Consider the following 20041-nt stretch of genomic DNA (forward strand, 5'->3'; position numbering starts at 1 on the left):
CGTCATCGACGAAAAGCGGGGCGGCCACGCCCCGACGAAAAGCGGGGCGGCCACGCCGCTAGTGGCCGCGGGGCTGCGACAGGGCGGCGCCGGATTCGAAGAACGGGCGCAGCTGGTTGTCGAACAGGGTCAGGGCCGCGGCGATCGCCATGTGCATGTCCAGGTACTGGTAGGTGCCCAGGCGTCCGCCGAAGAGGACGTTGTGCTGTTCGGATTCTTCCGCCGCGCGTCGTCGATAAGCCTCGAGCTTCGCGCGATCTTCCGGGGTGTTGATTGGGTAGTAGACCTCGTCGTCGCCCTCGGCGAAGCGGGAGTACTCCTTGACAATGACCGTTCGATCAGAGGGGTACGAGGTGCGCTCCGGGTGGAAGTGGCGGAACTCGTGGATGCGGGTGTAGGGGACGTCGGCGTCGTTGTAGTTCATCACAGGGGTGCCCTGGAAGTCGCCGGTGTCCAGCACCTCTTGCTCAAAGTCGAGGGTGCGCCAGCCCAGGCGGCCCTCGGCGTAGTCGAAGTACTGGTCCAGCGGACCGGTGTACACGACGGGGGCGTCCGGGGATTCGGCACGGATAGAGTCCGCGACGGCGAACCAGTCGGTGTCGGTGCGGACGTCGATAAGTTCGTGCGCGGCCATCTTCTCAAGCCAAGCGGCGTAGCCGTCGACGGGCAGGCCCTCGTACTTGTCGTTGAAGTAGCGGTTGTTAAAGGTGTAGCGCACCGGCAGGCGCGAGATGATCTCCGGCGGCAGGTCGGTGGGGTCAGTCTGCCACTGCTTGGCGGTGTAGTGCTTGACAAACGCCTCGTAGAGCGGCTTGCCGATCAGCGCGATGCCGCGCTCCTCCAGGTTGGTCGCCTCGGCCGGGTCCTTGCCTTCGCGCTGCTGCTCGATAAGTTCGCGCGCCTCGTCCGGCGAGTAGTAGCGGCCGAAGAACTGGTTGATCAGGCCGAGCCCCATCGGGAACTGGTAGGCAGTGCCGTCATGCATCGCGAAGACGCGGTGCTGGTAGTCGGTGAAGTCGGTGAAGCGGTTGACGTACTCCCACACCCGATCGTTCGAGGTGTGGAACAGGTGCGCGCCGTATCTGTGCACCTCAATGCCGGTTTCCGGCTCCTGCTCCGAGTACGCGTTGCCGCCGATGTGGCTGCGCTTTTCCACCACGAGCACGCGCTTGCCCAGCTCGCTCGCCGCTTGCTCGGCCACCGTGAGGCCGAAAAATCCAGATCCAACAACAATGAGGTCGTATGCCATGTGGCCCATTTTCGCACAACGCTTGACGACGACCCCGCGCCGCGACACGCCGCGACACGCCACAAAAGCCTCAAGTCTTTCTTGAGACTTCAACTTGCACTACACTGCGTTCCAGTCACATTTGCCACTCTTTTCACAAAAGTTTCAGGAGTTTTACCGTGCAACAGCGCCGTAGTCTTCAAGGCGGTACGGCCCGACCCACCCGGGCCGCGTTCCTGCCTGTTGTCGTGTCCGTCCTGCTCGTGGTGGCCCTCGTCGCTACGCAAGGCTTCAGCGGCAACCGCATCCTCAACGTCCAGTCGCAAGGCGCGGGCGCACCGGACGTCTACACCACCTCCGAGTCCTTCGACTCCGGCGCCAACATCACTGTCGACGACGCCGCCATCCGCACCCAAGGCGGCGAAGAAGGCGAAGTACGCCGCGTGGTCAAGGAATTCACCAACGACCGCACCTTCTCCATCGTCGGCCTGACCTGGACCGGCGAACGCGACGTCGCAGCCTTCGTCCGCTCCCAGAAGGCGGACGGTACCTGGTCCGAGTGGTTCGAAATGGACCCAATCGACCCGCCAAAGGGCAGCGACAAGTTCGGCACCGAGCCGATCTTCGTGGGCAAGACCAAGCGCGTGCAGGTCTCCACCGGCGGCGTCGACCTACTCGACGGTGGCCGCACCGACTCCGGCGCACCGACCACCGCCAAGGACCTCCAGGCCGTCTTCCTCGACGGCGGCGAAGGCCAAACCCAAGGCGGCATCAACCCGGTCGCTGACTCCTACACCTGGGGCATGCCGAAGGTGATCACCCGCGCACAGTGGGGCGCCGGCCGCAGCAGCAGCCCGTACTACGCGGAGCCGACCACCGCGGCGACGGTGCACCACACCGCTGGCTCCAACGACTACTCCGAGGCACAGGCGCCGGGCATCGTGCGCGGCATCTGGAACTACCACGCGCAAACGATGGGCTGGGGCGATATTGGCTACCACGCGCTCGTGGATAAGTACGGCAACATCTACGAAGGCCACGCCGGAGGCATGGACCGCGGCCCGCAAGGCGCGCACGTCGGCTCGTTCAACCAGAACACCTGGGGCGTGTCCATGCTGGGGAACTACCAGGAGGCCCAGCCCACCACCGAGGCACTGCGCGCGATGGGCGAGATCATCGGCTGGAAGGCAGCAGTTGCCGGTTTCGACCCGATGGGCTCGAGCTATCACTACGCCGAAGGCAACTTCCGTGACTCCAAGTACTCCGCGGGCCAAGGCGCGCTATTCAATAACATCAACGCCCACCGCGACTTCCACTACAACACCTGCCCGGGCGACAACCTGTACTCCAAGCTCCCGGCCATCCGCGCCACCGCAGCCGCGAAGTACCGCACCCTGCGCGCCGGCAACCGCACCGGACTTGGCGACAGCGCCGTGACCACCACCGCGCAGTCCCCGGCAGGCAATAACGCGCCGGCTACCCAGGACAACACGCTGTCCGGTTTGAGCTCCGGCGACCCGGTCGCCATCGCCACCGCCGCCGGCTCCATCATCGGTGCCGTCCTGCTGCTACTCGCTGCGCGTGACATGCTGCCGGGCGTGAGCGAGCGCGAAGGCGTGGAGGTCTTCCAGGGCCTCACCCTCGCCCAGGCCGGCGAACTGGCCCGCAAGATCGGTCCCGCCATCGGCCCGGCCCTCGACGCCTTCGGCGCCCACGAGGCCGCCGCCGTATGGACCTCGCTCGAGCCGACGCTGGGCAAACTCGTCGCCGGTGTCGGCGGACCGACCGGACCTGCGATCGCCTTGTACTCCAACGGCGTCGGTGTGCGGGACGACAAGGGCGAGATCTACGCGCTCGTCGGCAAGATTGCCGAGGCCTGGCTGCAGCAAGGTCTCGACGCCGGCCCGCTGGGCATGCCGGTGAGCCGCCAGTACAACCCGAGCGCCGACGTGGTCCGCGTCGACTTCCAAGGCGGCTACATCACCTACAACCCGTCCACCAACGCCGTGGATATCTCGGCCAGCTAGGCCCTCGCAGGCTCAGGCCTAAACAAGATCCAAACTGCGCGACACCGCGTCCTCCCACGCGGTAACCAGCCGGTCCCTTTCGGGGCCGGCCATATCGCTTTTCCAGGTGGTGCAGGTGCCGAGGGACAGGGGTTCGTCGATAAGCGAAATGCCCATACCCGCCGCCGACGCCGCCCCCATCACCGTGGTTTCCGTATTCGCCGGGCGCTCGACGTCGATGCCGAGGATGTCCGCCTGCATCTGCATGAGCAGATCGTTCGTGGTCATGCCCCCGTCGACCTTCAGCGCCGTCGGCTCCCCGCCCATCGCGCACACCACCTCGCGCGCCTGCAGACACGTCGCCTCCAGGGCGGCTCTCGCGATGTGCCGCTTATCGACGAAGCGCGTCAACCCCACAATCACACCCCGCGCATCCGGACGCCACCGCGGCGCGAACAGCCCCGAAAACGCCGGGACGATCACCACTCCCCCGCTGTCGTCGACCTGGGCCGCGAGCGTTTCCGACTCCGCGGCGGTGGTGAGGATCCCCAGCTGGTCGCGCAGCCACTGGATCAGCGAACCACCCACGGCGACCGACCCCTCCTGCGCGTACACCGGCGGCTGCCCCTGCACCTGGTAGGCGACGGTGGTGAGCAGGCCGTTGTCGCTCACCTTCGGCGTCTCACCCGTGTTCAGCAGCATGAACAGGCCGGTGCCGTACGTCATCTTCGCGTCGTTCTCGTGGAGTCCGCCCTGGCCGAACAGCGCCGCCTGCTGGTCGCCAAGCACACCCGTGATCGGTACACCCGCCAACGGGCCGCGGGGCCGGATCTTGCCAAAATTGCCCACCGACGGGCGGATCTCCGGGAGGATTTGGGGCGGGATGCGCAGGTCGTCGCAAAGCTGCTCGTCCCACTGCAGGGTTTCCAAATCCATGAGCAACGTGCGCGACGCGTTGGTCACGTCCGTGAGATGCAGCGCCTTGTCGCGGTCCTTCGCGCCGCCGGTGAGGTTCCAGATAAGCCAGGTGTCCATCGTGCCGCCCAGGAGTTCGCCGTTCTCCGCGCGCTCGCGTGCATTGGGCACGTTATCCAGGATCCACGCCCACTTCGGCGCCGCCGGATACGAGTTGTGGAGAAGGCCGGTTTTGCGCAGGTACTTCGCCGGATCCCCGTCGTGGTTCGTGCGCGTGTCCTGCCACACGATCGCGTTGTAGATCGGCTTGCCCGTCTTCTTATCCCAGATCACGGCGGTCTCGCGCTGGTTGGTCACCCCGAGCGCGTCGATGTCCTGCTCCGAGATGTCCTCGTCGGCCAGCGCCTCGCCGAGCGCCCGGCGCGTGTTGCGCCAAATCTCCATCGGGTCGTGCTCCACCCAGCCCTTTTGCGGCATGTGCTGGGCGTGCTCGTACTGAGCCTGGGCGATCACCTTGCCGTCGGTGCGTGTGATGCACACGCGTGTCGACGTCGTGCCCTGGTCAATCGCCGCAATCAAAGCCATGCGCGCGATTCTACGGGGACGGTGGTGGGGCCACTTTGCTGGCTCGGACTTCGCGCTGCTCTTTCCGGATCTGCTAGTTGCGTTCTCATCGAACTAGCAGATCGGCCTACTATTGCAAATAGTTATCATTACCACCTGCAGAAATGCGATCGGGCTACCTTAATCTGCTAGTTCACCAGACACCGCCACTAGCAGATCCACCGATGCGCAATATATTGCGCAACCGCACTATTTACACAGTGGACGAAGCATGCGATATTGCAGCCATGGGGGATCTACAGAAGAAACGAGCAGCCGAGCTCGAGCTCATCCAAGACGTCGCGTCCAAGTGCAAAACCGCAGTCATCACCGGCCCTGCAGCGGCCCGCTGGCTCGGCCTTTCCACGTACACCTGGGTGACAAAAGTCGATCTGGCTTTACCTGGAAACTCGAGAACCTGGGGAAACAAGGATCCGAAACGGGCATATCACGGTGGCCTTCTTCGCGACGCCGAGCACATCGTCCACAACGGCATCCGCACTGCCACCGGCATCCGGGCGATGTTCGATTCGTTTCGCTACCACGGCCGCATGGAGGCGCTGGTGCAGATCGAGTCCGCGCGCTTCAAGCACAGCCACCTCACCACCGATTACCTGCTGGAGAAGGCAAACACGTTGACGCAGGCGCGGGGCATCAAGGCGTTCCGGGCGCTCATCGAGTACTCCGCGGACACGTCGGCAAGCCCTCTGGAGACGATCGTGCGCGACACGATTCTTCGCGCGATCGCAGACGGGCGGCTCCACGGGGTGCACACGCTCGAGTTCCAGGTCGGCTTCCGCATCCGCGAACGCGACGGCCGGCCCACCGTGGCCTGGGCGGACATTCTGATTAACGGCTTCCTCATCGTGGAGGCCGACGGGGTGGAGAAAACCGGCGGGGTGATGGGCGATGCTGCGAGCATGCTTCGCGACGAGCGCGAGCGCGAAACCAAGCTCCAAAACCAGGGCGCCGTGGTCAGGCGAGTCGGTTGGGGAAACGCGAAGACACCCGAGTTCATCGCGGAGCTGCAGACCGCCATCGACAACAGCCCAGGGGTGAAGGCACTGCCGAACCGGCTCGACATCACTTACCGGGACTGGTTGGCTGAGCTAGAACTTCACGCCGCCTAGTACCAGGTCTCCAGCACCGCCGCGACGCCGAATTCGTCGTTGGTTGCCGTGATGTGGTCGGCGGCGTCGTGAAGCACTGGCTTGGCATTACCCATGGCCACGCCGGTGCCGGCCCAGCGCAGCAGTTCCAAGTCGTTGGGCATGTCGCCGAACGCGATCGCCTCGTTAGCCGACACCCCGTAGCGTTCGGCGAGGTACTGCACGCCGGCGGCCTTGTTCACGCCGGGCCGCGAGAGCTCGATCAAGCCTTCGTCCATGGAGTAGGTGACGTGGGCGACGGTGTCGTCGATACGCGGTGCGATGAGCGCGTACATCTCGGCGGACGTCATTTCGGGGCAGCGGACCAGCAGTTTCGCGGCGGGTTCGCTGATGAGCGTTTGCTTGTCGACGACACCGAACCGGCTATCCCACGCATCCGGGTTGTACTCCGGGGTGATGAGGAAGCATTCGTCCTCCGGGTCGAGGGCGGAGGAGCCGACTCGTTCCACGCCGTAACCGTGAAGCACGCCGGCGAGGGCACGTTCGACTTCGGTGAGCACCTCGGCCATTTCGGCGGGCATGAGTTCGAAGGCGTGCAACACGGTGTCGGTGGCCGGGTCGTAGACCACGGCGCCGTTGGCGCAGACGCACACGGGCGCGAGCGGGAGCTGTTCAAGCACCGGGATGAGCCAGCGGTGGGGCCGGCCGGTGGCCAGACCGAAGTGGGCGCCGGCGGACACGGCGCGTGTGATGGTGTCGCGAAGCCGCGGGGTCACGCGGTTGGCGGAGGTGATGAAGGTGCCGTCGATGTCCGAGATGATGAGGCGGGGCGCATCCTGTGGCAGGGCCATTTACTTCCGCCTCTTCTTCGCGTCGCGGGCGGCGCGCTCCTCGGCGTAGATCTCCTCGGCCTGCTCGATGGTCGGCGCGGTGCCGCCCAGCGACGCGGGCATCCACGGCTCGCCAGTACCGGGGCCGGCGAGGTCGGCGTATTCGGTGCGGGAGTCGTCGAGAAGCACCTGCATCTGGCGTTTGAGTTCGGCGGTGTCCGCTTCCGCGTCGCCGGTGAGGTCGATGGGGGCGCCGTAGCGGACGATCACGGGCACGCGCCAGAAGCGTTTCGGCAGATCTTTCGTCCAGATGCGCTGCGAGCCCCAGATCACGCACGGCACGAGCGGCACCCCGGCCTGCTTAGCGATGCGCGCCGCGCCCGTTTTGAACTCCGCCAACTCGAACGAGCGCGAGATGGTCGCCTCGGGGAAGATGCCGATGAGGTTGCCTTCCTGCAGCATCTCCACGGCGGGCGCGATGGAGGCGCCGCCTTTGGCGCGGTCGACGGGCACGTGCTTCATCTTGCGCAGCAGCCAGCCGAGGCCGCGGACGTCGAAAAGCGAGTCCTTCGCCATGAACCGCACGAGCCGCTCGCCGCGCAGGAACGGGCCGGTGCCCAGCAGGATGAAATCGGCGTAGCCGGTGTGGTTGCCGGCGATAAGCGCGCCGCCTTCCGCGGGGATGTTCTCGGCGCCGACGACAGTCATGTCGATTTTCGCCGCCCGCATCACGCGACGCAGCGTGCCGACGACCCCCTGGTAGAACCGCTCGACCGCCTCGTCACGGTTGACGGGGCTTTCAACGAACAGGCGCGGAACGTTGAACCCGCGGTAGGCGCGCAATTCCATTACGGAGTCAGCACATCCTTACCCACCCACGGGCGCAGCGCCTCCGGCACCCGCACGGAGCCGTCGGCCCGCTGATTGTTCTCCAAGATGGCGACCAGCCAGCGCGTGGTGGCCAGGGTGCCGTTCAAGGTGGCGGCGGTCTGGGTCTTGCCGTCCTTGTCGCGGTAGCGGGTCTGCAGGCGGCGGGCCTGGAACGTGGTGCAGTTCGAGGTGGAGGTCAGTTCGCGGTAGGTGTCCTGCGACGGCACCCACGCCTCGGTGTCGTACTTGCGGGCAGCCGACGAGCCGAGGTCGCCGGCGGCGACGTCGATGATGCGGTAGGGCACCTCGACGGCGGCGAGCATGTCGCGCTCGAGGCCGAGGAGCTTCTGGTGCATCTCTTCGGCGTCTTCCGGCTTGCAGTAGACAAACATCTCCAGCTTGTCGAACTGGTGGACACGCAAAATACCCTTCGTGTCCTTGCCGTAGGAGCCGGCCTCGCGGCGGAAGCAGGAGGACCAGCCGGCGTAGAGCAGCGGGCCGTCGTTCAAGTCGATGATCTCATCGCGGTGGTAGCCAGCGAGCGCCACCTCGGACGTGCCGACGAGGTACATGTCGTCGCGCTCGAGGTAGTAGATCTCCTCGTCGTGGGCGTCGAGGAAGCCGGTGCCCTGCATGATCTCTGGGCGCACCAGCACCGGCGGGATCATGACCTTAAAGCCTGCTTCGCGCGCCTTTTGCGCGGCGAGCATGAGCATGCCCAGCTGCATCCAGGCGCCGTCGCCGACGAGGTAGTAAAAGCGCGCGCCGCCGACCTTGGTGCCGCGCTTCATGTCGATAATGCCCAGGGCCTCGCCCAGATCGAGATGGTCTTTGACCTCGAAGTCGAACTCGGGCACCTCGCCGACGTGCTCGAGGACGACGAAGTCTTCCTCGCCGCCAGCCGGGGCACCTTCGATGATGTTGGCGATGGAGTACTGCAGCTCGTTGACGCGCTCCGCGGCCGCAGCCTCGGCAGCCTCGGCCTCCTTCACGCGCGCCTTCAACTCGTTGGAGCCCTCCAACAGCGCCGGGCGGTCCTCCGGCGCGGCCTGGCCGATCTTTTTGCCGAAGGCTTTCTGCTCGCCGCGCAGCTCGTCGGCCGCCTGGATGGCGGAGCGGCGGGCTTCGTCGGCGGCCAAGAGTTCGTCGACAAGCGCAGGGTCCTCACCGCGAGCTCGCTGGGACTCGCGGACTGCCTCGGGGTTTTCGCGCACACGCTTCAGATCAATCACAATTGCACACCTTACCTTGTCGCCCGACACGGGCATCCCAGGCGGATGTCCGGTCATAACCAGTGCGCTATGGTGGAGCTATGGTGTCCCGGATCCAAGATGGCCCCGTGCCAAAGCACGAGCAGTTGCGGTCGATCCTCGAAGAGCTCATCTCCACCGAGCTCGTCCCAGGCGACCCCCTGCCCGGCGAGCGCGCGCTGGAGGAAAAATACGGGGTCTCGCGCATCACGGTGCGCCGCGCGATCGGGGACCTCGTCGCCGCCGGGCGCCTGCGCAGGGTGCGCGGCAAGGGCACCTTCGTCGCACCCGCCCCGCTGGTCAGCCGCCTGCACCTGGCGAGTTTTTCCGACGAGATGCGCGCCCAACGCGTGAAGGCGGGCTCGCGGATCCTGCTCGCGGAGCGCACCACCCCGCCGGACGAGGTCACCGCGTTTTTCGGTACCCCGCCGACAACCGAGCACATTCGTCTGCGCCGCCTGCGGCTTGGCGACGGCGAACCGTACGCCGTGGACGACGCCTGGTACAACTCCCTGCTCGTGCCGGACCTGCTGGAAAACGACGTCTACCACTCCGTGTACACCCTGCTGGAAAACGAATACGAGCTAGGCATCACCGAGGCGGAGCAGACCGTCACCGCCGTCACCGCAGGCCCAGATAATGCCCCGCTACTCGACGTCACGCCGGACACCGCCCTGCTGCACATCGTGCGCTACGCCCGCAGCGGCGGGAACAACGTGGAGTTTTGCTCCTCCGTCTACCGCACGGACCGCTACCGGCTGACTACACGGGTCGCGCGCGAAGTGGAATAATAGGTCGCCATGGCTTCGAAACAGACCGCGCTGCGCGCCTTCCTCATCGCCACCCTTGCGGGCACGGTGGGCGCGGGCGCCTACGGGCTGACCGCCGACACCGCGAGCGACGACACGCACGCTGAGGGCACATCGACGACGGCCCCGGCCACGATGGAGGCCGCCACCTCGTTCACCACCGCCGACGCCGGATCGTGCTTGACATGGCAGGTTGGCCAGGACGGGTCGATCTCCAATTTCGAGCAGGCCGACTGCGCGGGCGAGCACCGCTTCGAGGTGTCCCTGCGTGAGGACCTGGCCACCTACCCCACCTCCGAGTTCGGCCCGGAGGCGCCGATGCCGAACCAGACGCGCCAGGCGCAGTTGCGCGAGGAGCTCTGTGGGGCGGCCACGTTGCGCTACCTCGACGGCAAGTACGACCCGGCCGGCCGCTATTCCATCGCGCCGATTCTCCCGCCGGCTGACGCGTGGGAAAACGGTGACCGCACGATGCTGTGCGGCCTGCAAGAAACGGACCGCGCCGGCGAGCCGGTGCTCACCTCCGGCAAGGTGGCGGACTCCGATCAGGCGCGCGTGTTCGAGGCCGGCCAGTGCGTGGCCATCGACGCCTCCAACACCCTGACTGCGGTGAAGTGCGCGGACCCGCACCAGTTGGAGATCACCAGCCAGGTCAACCTCGCGGAGCACTTCGCGGACCGTTCGCCGTCCGTGGCTGACCAGGACAAATACCTCCAGGACGTGTGCACGCAGGCCGCGCAGGATTACTTGGGCGGCGAGGAGCAGCTCTACCGCATCGCGCTGCGCCCGTTCTGGACCACGCAGTCCCCGGCGTCGTGGGAGGGCGGCTCCCGCAGCGTGAACTGCGCGTTGATGTTCTCGCGCCCGGAGGGCAATTTCGCCAACCTCACCGGCTCCGCGACCGAAGGTCGGGAGCACTTGCGTATCGACGACGCCCCGCCGCCCGAGCGCCCCGACCGCCGCCCCCTGCGCTCCGAGCAGAAGGCGGGCCAGTCCACAGCCCCGGTCGCCCCGAACCCGGAGGTGGACGACCCGGCCCAGGCCCCGGCAGCCGATCCGGCGGCTGATCCCGCGCTGGCCCCGGCAGATCCGGTGCAGTACTGATGCTGCCGGTCAGCGACGAGGCGTTCGAGGAGATGATCAACGACGCCCTCGACACCATCCCGGACAGTTTCGCCCAGCACATGCACAACATGGTGATCCTGGCGCGCGACTACAACCCTGATAACCCGACGTTGCTCGGCCTGTTCGAGGGCGTGCCGCTACCGGAGCAGCATTCGAACCACACCGGGTTTTTGCCAGACGCGGTATTCATTTACAAAAACGCGCTCGAGGCGATCAGCGTGGACGAGGACCACCTGCGCCACGAGGTGAAAGTCACCGTGCTGCACGAGGTGGGCCACTATTTCGGGCTGGAGGAACACGAGCTCCACGCCCTCGGCTGGGGTTAGGCGCGCGGCCAGGAGCCCAAGATGCGTAGCGACGACACCTTCTCCCCCACCGCACGCACCGCCTCGGCAACGGGCTCGTCGGTAATGTGCCCGACGAGGTCGACGAAGAAGATGTAGGTGTTGGGTTCTTTCTTCGTCGGCCGCGACTCGATGCGCGACATGTCTACGTCGCGCTTCGCGAATTCCTGCAGCACGCCGACCAGCGCACCCGGCTGATTCGGGGTCTGGAACACGAGCGCTGTGCGGTCGTTTCCGGTCGCCGCGGGCGTCTCGCCTTGCTTGCCGACGAGCACGAACCGTGTCCGCGCCGTCTCCGAATCCGCCACCCCGCGGGCGTGCACCTGCAAACCGAACAGGTCGGCAGCGCGCTCGGGTGCGGCGGCCAGGTCGGCGGCACCGTCTGCGACCATCTTCGCCGCAGCCGCGTTCGACGACGCCGGCAGGAACGCCACACCCGGCGCGTTGTCGGCGATCCACTGCTTGACCTGTCGTTCGGCTACTGGGTGGGTGGCGAGGCGGTGGGCGTCGGCAAGCGATTCGCCCGGCCGGGTCATCATCGCGAACGCGATCGCGAGTTCCGTCTCGCCGTAGATCTGCGTGCCCGGCGTGCCCGCGAGCGCGTCGGCTGTCGAGGTCACCGCCCCATCGACGGAGTTTTCGATAGCGCACACCGCCCAATCCGCTTCGCCCTGCGCCACGGCCTCCAGCGCCGCCGCCGGCGAGTCGACGGGCACGTACTCGCCGTCCAGTCGGAAGCGCCGGGCGGCTTCCTCGGTGAAGGTGCCGGCGGGGCCGAGGTACGCAATGCGTGTGCTGTGCATGGCGCTAAAGTTACCGCATGCAACGGCGCCTGAAAATAGAGATCTTGCTGGTCCTCGCCGTCACGTTCGGCACCTCGGGCCTGCGCGCGGCGCTTCGGCTTGTCGATTCCCTCCTCAAAGCCCCACTCAACGAGCAGCACACCACCATCGTCGACACCGCCTCCACCATCCCGTGGCTCGACCTCGCGCTCCAGGCCTGCTCGGCACTGACCTTGTTCGCGTGGGGCGGCCTCGCATGGATGCTTCTCGACGAGCGCTGGCACTGGCCACGCCTCCCCGACCTCGCCCGCGGCGCCGGCTTCGCGGCGCTGATCGGCCTGCCGGGCCTTGCCTTCTACGTCGTCGCGGTGCACCTGGGTCTGTCGAAGGTGGTCGTGCCGACGACTGACGCCGTGCAAATCCCGACCTCCCTGCTGTGGTCGCTGGCCAACGGCTTCGGCGAGGAGGTCGTCGTGGTGATGTACCTGGTCACCCGCCTGCGGCAGCTGGGCTGGCAGCCGTGGCAGTTCATCGTCGCCTCTGCCACGCTGCGCGGGTCGTACCACCTCTACCAGGGCGTATCCGCCGGGTTAGGCAACATGGTGATGGGCGTGATCTTCGCCTGGTATTTCCACAAAACGGGCCGCGTCTGGCCGTTGGTGATCGGCCACTTCCTCATCGACGCCGTCGCGTTTGTCGCCTACCCACTACTCGACCTGTCGTGGCTTGGAATCTAAACACTCGCGTCACACTGGTTACACTGTCCGCATGTCACCCACGCCCCACTCCAACGACCCCCGCGACAACGCGGGTGAGTTCGTCCTGGGCAAAGACGGAAAACCCCTCGTCGACCGCTACGGCCGGCCCATCCGCCGCCGCCCCGCGCAGCGCCCCTCCGAGCGCCCTGCTGAAAGCCCGGCCCCGCGTCGCGTGGAGCCCGGCCACACCGTGTTCGAGCCGCGACCAGCTGAGTACCAGCCCCGGCGCGCCCCGCAACACCCGCCGCGCACCCCGCAACACCCGCGGCAGGCCCAGCCCGCGCGCGAGGAACAGCCGATGCCGGTGCAGGTGTCGAAGAGGCGTGAGAAGCGGCCACGGGCTCGTCGTCAAGCAAAACGCCCCGGCTGCGGAACCATCCTCGCGCTGATCGTGGTGCTCGCGATCGCATCCGTATTCATCACCGACGCGCGTCTGAGCCGCATCAACGCGCTTCCCGACGAACAAATTGCAGGCACCGCCGGCACCAACTGGCTGCTCGTCGGCTCGGACTCGCGCACGGGGCTGAGTGAAAAGGACGTCGAGCGCCTTGGCACCGGCGGCGACATCGGCACCACGCGCACCGACACGATCATGCTGCTGCACCTGCCGCTGCGCGGGAAAGCGACGCTGGTGTCCATCCCGCGCGACTCGTACGTGCCGGTGCCCGGGTACGGCTACGACAAGATCAACGCCGCGTTTGCCATCGGCGGGCCGGAACTTCTCGTGCAGACGGTCGAGCAGAACACCGGGCTGCGCGTCGACCGCTACGCGGAAATCGGCATGGGCGGGCTCGCCGGCGTCGTTGATGCGGCCGGGGGCGTGGAGATCTGCGTCGCCGAGCCTATCGACGACCCCCTGGCCAACATCAACCTCCAGCCCGGCTGCCAGGAGATGGACGGCGCCACCGCGCTGGGATACGTGCGCACCCGCGCCACCGCGCAGGGCGACTTGGACCGCGTAGGCCGGCAGCGCGAGTTCCTCGGCGCGCTGGTCACGCGCGTGTTCTCGCCCGCGGTGCTGTTGAACCCGTTCCGCGTCGGGCGGCTGCTGTGGGTCGCGCCGACTCTGTTGACCGTAGGCTCCGGCGACCACGTGTGGAACCTCGCCCGCATCGCGTTTGCCCTGCGCAGCGGGCTTGAGGCGGAGACAGTGCCGATCAGTGGCTTCGCCGACACGGAGGTGGGCAACGTCGTGCTTTGGGACGACGCCGGCGCCGAGGCGCTGTTCGACTCGCTGCGGTAGGGGCGTTGGGGGCGCTGCGCGCGTCCCCGGCGCGTCCAACGCCTCCCCAACACAGATGTAGAGAATGCGACCCGGAAAAATGCGCGTTTTTGTCCATTTTCCGGGCCACGTTCTCTACATCTAGGAACTTGTCGGCGAGACAGGTTACTTCACCACAGTCGAGCCGGTACCAGCCCCGGTGACCACCTTGCCTTCGACGCCCGGCCACTTGCCGGCGGCGATGAGCTCTTCTTTGCGCTCAACCCAGAAGTCGGCGTTCTTGATCCCGAGTGCTTCCGGGTCGAAGTGCGGGTCGATGCCGGCCTTCTTCTGGCGGCGGTAGTCCCACAGGCACTTCAGCGCGGGGCCTTGCAGGAAGATGATCGCCACGATGTTGAGCCACGCGGTGGCGCCAACACCGATGTCGCCGAGCGCCCAAGCGTTACCCGGCGTCGTCGTCGCGCCGATGAACACGGCGGCGATGATCAGCACTCGCAGGAACCAGATCAGGGCCTTGCGGGCGGTCTCGTTTTTCACCCAGCGGTTGAGGTAGACGAAATTCGTCTCGGCCATGTAGTAGTACGCCAACACGGTGGTGAAGGCGAAGAACATAATGGCCAGGGCGATGAACGACGGGCCGAGACCGGCGGCGAAAGAGTTCAGGCCTTCCTGGACGAATCCGGGTCCGACGGGGACGCCGTCGGGAAGCGAACCGTCGTAGATCACCGCACCGTCTTCCGACTGGCCCTCGAAGACCTTGTACATGTCGGTGGAGATGATGATGAACGCCGTCGCGGAGCAGACGAACAGGGTGTCGATGTACACGGCGAACGCCTGGACGAAGCCCTGCTTCGCCGGGTGGGAAACCTCAGCTGCGGCCGCGGACTGCGGGCCGGTGCCCTGGCCGGCCTCGTTGGAGTAGATGCCGCGCTTAACACCCCACATGATGGCGGCGCCGAGCATGCCGGAGAACGCTGCTTCTTTATCAAAGGCAGTGCGGAAGATGGTGCCGAAGACCTCCGGGATCTGCGAGGCGTTAGCGAACAGCACCACGATCGCGATGATGATGTAGATGCCGGCCATGAACGGCACGACCATGGACGCGAAGTTGGCGATGCGCTTCACGCCGCCAATAATGATGAAGGCGAGCAGCACGGCCATGATGGACGCGGAGATCCACACGTTGATGCCCCAAGCGTTTTCCACCGCGGCGGCGACACCGTTGGACTGGATGCCCGGCAGGAAGTACGAGGTTGCCAGCAGCATGCACACCGCGAAGATGACCGCGTAGACCACCATGAACGGGGCGGCCTTGGTGTGCTTGTAGGTCTTTTCGATGTAGTAGGCGGGCCCGCCGCGGTACTCGCCGGTGTCGCGGTCGGTCTCTTTGTAGATCTGGGCGAGGCAGCACTCGATGAACGAGGTCGCGGAGCCGAGTAACGCCACGAGCCACATCCAGAACACTGCACCCGGGCCACCGAAGGCGATAGCGGTGGCCACGCCGGCGATGTTGCCCACACCGACGCGACCAGCCAGGGAGATCATCAGGGACTGGAACGAGGAGATGCCCTCCTCCGACGACTCACCGGACCGTAACTGCCGGATCATGTCGGGGAAGCATCGGATCTGCAAAAACAATGTGGCCAGAGTGAAGTACGCACCGGCGCCGAGGCACAGGTACACCAGCCAGTTCGACCAAATGAGGCCATTGAGGGTGTCGATGAACCCTTCCATGGCGCCCTCCTTATGTAAGTGTGCTGCGGTTTCCTGTCGATTACCTAACAGGTAATAGAAAACCTAGAGGACGCAGAGGAAGAATTTGCCGAAATGGCAAAAGTATGCTCAATAAAGCCTGTTAAATCGTCACCTGACGGGACTTGATGTTGTCGAGCTGCTTGCGCTCGTCGGCAGTAAGCGCCGCGTCGTTGGCGTACTCGGCGGTGATCTTCTTGTCCAGGTCGGCAAGCGCCGCCTCGTAGGTGTCGGCGGCCACGGCCGGGTCGAGGTCGAACACCGGCACGACCAGGCCGTGGGTGCGGAAGGCGCCGGCGAACTTCGTGCCCTCGCCGAGGTGCAGTTCACCGCGTGCGGCGATGCGTGCCAGCGCGGCAAGCATCTGCGCCTCGTTGTTCTCGGTGCGCACCCAGCGGATGTGCGCCTTGCCGCCGCCCGGGTTCACCCACCAGATTGCGCCCGGCAGGTCGGCGCCGATCTTCTCGGACGGCAGGACGGCGTCGTTGGCCTGGCGCAGCGCCTGCTGGATTTGCGGCGGCACGGTCACACCCTCCGGGAACCACCAGGAAAAGTCCTGGTGGGTGGTGATGTCGGGGGTGAAGGTGTCGTCGATAAGCGAGGTGAGCTCCGGCTGGGATCCGTCGGCGACGGTGGACTGCAACGTCTCGCCCGGCTGCGCAGACAGCACCCAATTGATGGCGTAGGCGAGGTCGCGGCCCGGGTTTTGGGAATGGTTGGTCACCTGCAGTGCGACGAAGCGCTCGCCACCCTGGTCCTCCTCGCGCACCAGCGCGGCACCGGCGCCCGGCAGGACGGTCACGATGTTGACCGGCGTGCCCTTGATATCCACCTGAGTCGTGGCAGACGGGACGAACTCCTGCATCGCGACCAGGTCGGCCTCAGCCGCCAGGCCACCGAACGGGCGGGGGTCCTTCTGGAACTGCTCGCGCTCCTTCGCACGGGCGGCGAGCTTCGCCTCGCGGCGGGACATCCCCTCAGGCAGGTTCTCGCGGTTCTTCTTTTTCTTCGGCTTGCGTTGCACCATGGACGCAATCGTACCGGCGGGGCAGAGTTACTCCCCGAAGACCTGCAGCGCGAGATCCGGCAGGTCGGTCACCATCACGTCCACGCCGTTGTCGGCGCACCAGAGCATCTCGCGCGGGGTGTTCACGGTCCACGTGTAGGTCTTCAACCCGCGGTAGCCCAGCAGCTCCTGGCGCGACTGCAAGTGCGACAGCGCAGGGCCGACACCGTAGGGGCGGGAGAATATCCAGTTTTTCTTGTTCCACCGCCGCTCCCAGAGCCGGAACAGGTAGAACGTCTCCAACTCGGGCGCCATATGGGTGAAATAGCGCACCGCTTTGTGGGAGAAGGAGGCGAGGTGGATGTTCTCGGAGTCGTCGAGACGCGCGTACTTGAGCACCCGCAAGGTCTGCTCGTCGACCTCGGGACCGTGCAGGGTGGGGTGTTTGGTCTCGATGTAGATGTGCTTGTCGGGGTAGTCCTGCATGAGTTCCAGCAGTTCCTCGAGGAGCATGATCTGCTGCGGGTCGTCTTCGGTGCCCGCGTTGAGTTCGCACAGGTCGCAGTAGTCCATCAGGTCCACTTGGCCGACGGATCCGGTGGTGCGCAGCACGTTACCGTCGTGGAAGACCACGACGCGTCCGTCGCGGGTGAGTCGCACGTCGCACTCGATGCCGTGGATGGGAAGATTCAGCGCTTCCTCAAACGCCCGGCGCGTCAGTTCCGGGTAGCGTCCGGAAAATCCGCGGTGGGCGACGATGTTCGGCTGCTTGGTATCCACGCCTTCCCACGCTACTCTCCTTCGCGACACCGCAAATTCTGCGACAATCGCGCATGTGCTTATCGACGACGCCCGCAACGCCATCGCCAAACTCCCCGCCGCCATCCAGCGCGCGGGGCAGCGCTTCTCCATCCGGCGCGACGGCCTTTTGGCGCTGCCGATCGGCGCGGTGCAGGTCTTAGGCGACTTATCACCGGCGATCCGCATGCGGGGCCTGCGCCGCCTGCCGCCGACATTCCGCGCGGGCCTGGTCGGCGCGGAGATGGCGACGTGGGGCGCGATTTCGCCGTCACTGTTGCCGCACAACTGGTGGGCGACAACCGCAAACGTGGCGGTGCTCCAAGGCATCGGCCACGGCGCGGCGACGATGATCTGGCGCGCGCTCGACCCGGTCACGCCCGACTACGGGCCCGGCCCCCTGCCCAAGCCTGCTCGCCTGGCGCTCACCGCCACCACCCTCGGCGTGTTCGCCACCTCGGTGCGGCGCCGCCTGCGCCAGGAGCAGCTGGTGCAAAGCGACGACCCGTGCAGTGTTGCCCCGATGGCCATCGGCGTCACCGTGGGCACGCTCGGCTACGGCGCGGTGTTGCTGATCGGGGAGGCCATCCAGACCTTTATCGACGCGCTGAATGAACTGCTGGGCAAGAAGTTGCCGCCGGTGGCGTCGTGGCCGATCGCGATCGCCGGCGGCGGCGCGGCGCTCGTGCTAGTCGGCGACCGCATGGTCGTGCGCCGTTTCCTCTCCAACGCCAGCCGCCGCGCCCTGGAGTTGGACCGCGAGTTCATGCGCGGCGCGGTGCAGCCGAGCCGCCCGGAGCGCTCCGGTTCGCCGGAGTCCGCAGTGGATTGGGCGACAATGGGCCGCCAGGGCCGCGCGGTGGTCTCCGGCGGGCCGCGCAGGGAGGACATCGAGCGCGTGCTCGGCGGTGAGGCGACCGACCCGATCCGCATCTTCATCGGCCTAGACCACGAACGCGAGAGCGAGCCGGACTTCGAGGAAATGGCGCGCCAAGCCGTCACGGAGATGCACCGCACCGGGGCGTTTGAGCGCGGCCACATCGCGGTGATGTCCGCGGCCGGCACCGGCTGGATCAACGACTTCCACACCTCGGGCTTCGAGTTTGTCACCCGCGGCGACAGCGCGATTGTGGCCATGCAGTACTCCTACCTCCCGTCGGCCTATTCGTACCTTGCGGACCGCAAGTCCCCGGTGCGCTCGTCGCGAGTGCTTATCGAGCACATCCGCCGCGAAATCGACGCCATGGACGACAACGCGCGCCCGAAGCTGTTCATCGGCGGTGAATCGCTCGGCGCCTACGGGGTGTCCGACGCGTTCGAGTCCGTCGAGGACTTCATCGCGTACACCTCCGGCGGAGTGTTCACGGGCACGCCGGGCTTTGCCAGCAACCACAGCGCGCTGACAAAGAACCGGCAGGAGGGCTCCCCGCAGCGCCTTCCGCTTATCGACGACGGCCGCCACGTCCGTTTCACCGCCCACCCCGACCACCTGGAGCACGACTTCAAAGGCGACGCATACGAAAACGCCTGGCAGGAGCCGCGCTACGTGTTCGCCCAGCATGCCTCGGACCCGGTGGTGTGGTGGCAGCCCGCGCTGGCGTGGAAGATCCCGGATTGGTTGAAAGAACCCGGATCGCGTGGCGTGCCCGCTCCGAAGACGCAGCACCTGGACGCGCTGGACACGATGCGCTGGATGCCGCTTGTGACGTTCTGGCAGGTCGCGATCGACCAATTGGCTTCGAAAGATTTCCCGTCGCCGCACGGGCACAACTACCACGAGGAGACGGTCGCCTATTGGAACGGCGTCATCCACGGTGAAACCGGCGACGATGCGTTAACCAAAGAGGAGATCGCCCGCGCCGCCGCCTGGATCCACAACGACGCCACCAAACTGCGCCGGCCCGTCGGAGGCTTCCCCTCCAAGCACGGCTACTAAATGCCGCAGGCCACCCCAGTGGAGTGGTGCGGGCAGTAGCCGTTGGGCACCTTGTGCAGGTACTGCTGGTGCTCGTCCTCGGCGAGGTAGTAGTTGGCGCCGGCGCGCACCTCGGTGGTGATGTCGCCGTAGCCCGCGCTGTTCAGGTCCGCCTCGTACTGGCGGATCCACTCGCGGATCTGCTCGGCTTCTTCCTCGGTGTCGGTGTAGAAGGCGGAGCGGTACTGGGTGCCCACATCGTTGCCCTGGCGGTAGCCCTGCGTCGGGTCGTGCGCCTCGAGTGCGGTTTTCACGATCTGCTTCAAGGAGATCACCGCCGGGTCGTAGACCACCTCAACGAGTTCGACGTGGTTGGTCAGCCCGGAGCAAACCTCGCGGTAGGTCGGGTTCGGGGTGACGCCGCCGCCGTAGCCGACGGACGTGGACTCCACGCCGTCCATCTGCCAGAACATCTTCTCCGCTCCCCAAAAGCAGCCGATCCCGATGAGGATGCGCTTCTGCCCCTCGCGCCACGGCCCCGTGATCGGCGTGTCCAGCACGGCGTGCTGGCGGGGGTTGGCCAGGACGGGTTCGGCGCGGCCGGGCAGGGCCGCGGTGTCGTCGACAAGCTTTGGCTCAGGTGCGAAAAGGAATCCCATGACCCCTTCAACGACTTAGGGCACAACACTGTTCCCAAATTTTCTCTACCATGGGGTGCC

At 66.2% G+C, this 20041-nt stretch carries 18 protein-coding genes; 8 read left to right on the plus strand and 10 right to left on the minus strand.

The annotated features are described in order from the left end of the window. Positions 1-58: 58 nt before the first annotated feature. Positions 59-1249 carry a UDP-galactopyranose mutase gene (gene glf / locus IAU68_RS10715; RefSeq protein ID WP_171193868.1) on the minus strand — a complete coding sequence of 397 codons (1191 nt, stop codon included), beginning with the start codon at positions 1247-1249 and terminating at the stop codon, positions 59-61. A gap of 158 nt (positions 1250-1407) precedes the next feature. Here glf and IAU68_RS10720 point away from each other — a divergent pair, with 158 nt between their 5' ends. Next, positions 1408-3255, plus strand: coding sequence for an N-acetylmuramoyl-L-alanine amidase (locus IAU68_RS10720; protein ID WP_171193869.1), 1848 nt, complete (start codon positions 1408-1410; stop codon positions 3253-3255). An 18-nt stretch (positions 3256-3273) separates the two neighbouring features. Here IAU68_RS10720 and glpK read toward each other — a convergent pair whose 3' ends face one another. After that, a complete protein-coding gene (glpK, locus tag IAU68_RS10725) occupies positions 3274-4734 on the minus strand; it encodes a glycerol kinase GlpK (RefSeq protein WP_171193870.1) in 1461 nt (486 codons plus the stop codon). Positions 4735-5000: 266 nt separating this feature from the next. On the opposite strand from glpK, the gene IAU68_RS10730 reads away from it, so the two are divergent. Beyond that, a complete protein-coding gene (locus IAU68_RS10730; RefSeq protein ID WP_171193871.1) occupies positions 5001-5882 on the plus strand; it encodes a hypothetical protein in 882 nt (293 codons plus the stop codon). Here IAU68_RS10730 and IAU68_RS10735 read toward each other — a convergent pair. Genes IAU68_RS10735 through serS form a run of 3 tightly spaced genes read right to left on the minus strand, consistent with a single transcriptional unit; the run spans position 5879 to position 8793 of the window. Further along, positions 5879-6712: an HAD family hydrolase gene (locus tag IAU68_RS10735; RefSeq protein ID WP_171193872.1), complete on the minus strand. Its 834-nt coding sequence runs from the start codon at positions 6710-6712 to the stop codon at positions 5879-5881. The two genes, IAU68_RS10730 and IAU68_RS10735, sit on opposite strands and share 4 nt — an antisense overlap. Next, entirely contained in the window at positions 6713-7540 is an 828-nt protein-coding gene (locus IAU68_RS10740) for a lysophospholipid acyltransferase family protein (RefSeq protein WP_171193873.1), read from the minus strand. Next, a complete protein-coding gene (gene serS, locus IAU68_RS10745) occupies positions 7540-8793 on the minus strand; it encodes a serine--tRNA ligase (RefSeq protein WP_171193874.1) in 1254 nt (417 codons plus the stop codon). Before serS ends, IAU68_RS10740 begins: the two co-directional genes overlap by 1 nt. An 80-nt stretch (positions 8794-8873) precedes the next feature. Between serS and IAU68_RS10750 the strand changes: the two genes are divergently transcribed. Genes IAU68_RS10750 through IAU68_RS10760 form a run of 3 tightly spaced genes read left to right on the plus strand, consistent with a single transcriptional unit; the run spans position 8874 to position 11071 of the window. Further along, complete coding sequence (locus IAU68_RS10750; protein ID WP_171193875.1) at positions 8874-9602, plus strand: GntR family transcriptional regulator; 729 nt, start codon at positions 8874-8876, stop codon at positions 9600-9602. A gap of 9 nt (positions 9603-9611) precedes the next feature. After that, positions 9612-10724, plus strand: a complete 1113-nt coding sequence (locus IAU68_RS10755; protein WP_171193876.1) for a septum formation family protein — start codon at positions 9612-9614, stop codon at positions 10722-10724. After that, complete coding sequence (locus IAU68_RS10760) at positions 10724-11071, plus strand: metallopeptidase family protein (protein WP_171193877.1); 348 nt, start codon at positions 10724-10726, stop codon at positions 11069-11071. Before IAU68_RS10755 ends, IAU68_RS10760 begins: the two co-directional genes overlap by 1 nt. On the opposite strand, the gene pheA is transcribed toward IAU68_RS10760, so the two are convergent. Next, positions 11068-11892, minus strand: a complete 825-nt coding sequence (pheA, locus tag IAU68_RS10765) for a prephenate dehydratase (protein ID WP_171193878.1) — start codon at positions 11890-11892, stop codon at positions 11068-11070. The genes IAU68_RS10760 and pheA overlap by 4 nt on opposite strands. Before the next feature lie 17 nt (positions 11893-11909). On the opposite strand from pheA, the gene IAU68_RS10770 reads away from it, so the two are divergent. Next, positions 11910-12608, plus strand: coding sequence for a CPBP family intramembrane glutamic endopeptidase (locus IAU68_RS10770; RefSeq protein WP_171193879.1), 699 nt, complete (start codon positions 11910-11912; stop codon positions 12606-12608). Positions 12609-12639: 31 nt separating this feature from the next. After that, on the plus strand, positions 12640-13872 hold the full coding sequence (locus IAU68_RS10775; protein WP_171193880.1) for an LCP family glycopolymer transferase: 1233 nt from the start codon (positions 12640-12642) through the stop codon (positions 13870-13872). Positions 13873-14016: 144 nt separating this feature from the next. On the opposite strand, the gene IAU68_RS10780 is transcribed toward IAU68_RS10775, so the two are convergent. The 3 genes from IAU68_RS10780 to IAU68_RS10790 form a co-directional block, all read right to left on the minus strand. Then, entirely contained in the window at positions 14017-15585 is a 1569-nt protein-coding gene (locus IAU68_RS10780) for an alanine/glycine:cation symporter family protein (protein WP_171193881.1), read from the minus strand. Between the two features lie 121 nt (positions 15586-15706). After that, on the minus strand, positions 15707-16630 hold the full coding sequence (locus IAU68_RS10785) for a DUF5926 family protein (RefSeq protein WP_171193882.1): 924 nt from the start codon (positions 16628-16630) through the stop codon (positions 15707-15709). Between the two features lie 27 nt (positions 16631-16657). Continuing rightward, complete coding sequence (locus IAU68_RS10790) at positions 16658-17389, minus strand: glycerophosphodiester phosphodiesterase family protein (RefSeq protein WP_231699033.1); 732 nt, start codon at positions 17387-17389, stop codon at positions 16658-16660. A 55-nt stretch (positions 17390-17444) separates the two neighbouring features. Between IAU68_RS10790 and IAU68_RS10795 the strand changes: the two genes are divergently transcribed. Continuing rightward, positions 17445-19343 carry an alpha/beta-hydrolase family protein gene (locus tag IAU68_RS10795; protein ID WP_231699034.1) on the plus strand — a complete coding sequence of 633 codons (1899 nt, stop codon included), beginning with the start codon at positions 17445-17447 and terminating at the stop codon, positions 19341-19343. Here the strand turns inward: IAU68_RS10795 and msrA are convergent. After that, positions 19340-19981: a peptide-methionine (S)-S-oxide reductase MsrA gene (gene msrA, locus IAU68_RS10800; protein ID WP_171193885.1), complete on the minus strand. Its 642-nt coding sequence runs from the start codon at positions 19979-19981 to the stop codon at positions 19340-19342. The two genes, IAU68_RS10795 and msrA, sit on opposite strands and share 4 nt — an antisense overlap. Positions 19982-20041 lie beyond the last annotated feature (60 nt).

Source organism: Corynebacterium lujinxingii, assembly GCF_014490555.1.
Classification (GTDB): domain Bacteria; phylum Actinomycetota; class Actinomycetes; order Mycobacteriales; family Mycobacteriaceae; genus Corynebacterium; species Corynebacterium lujinxingii.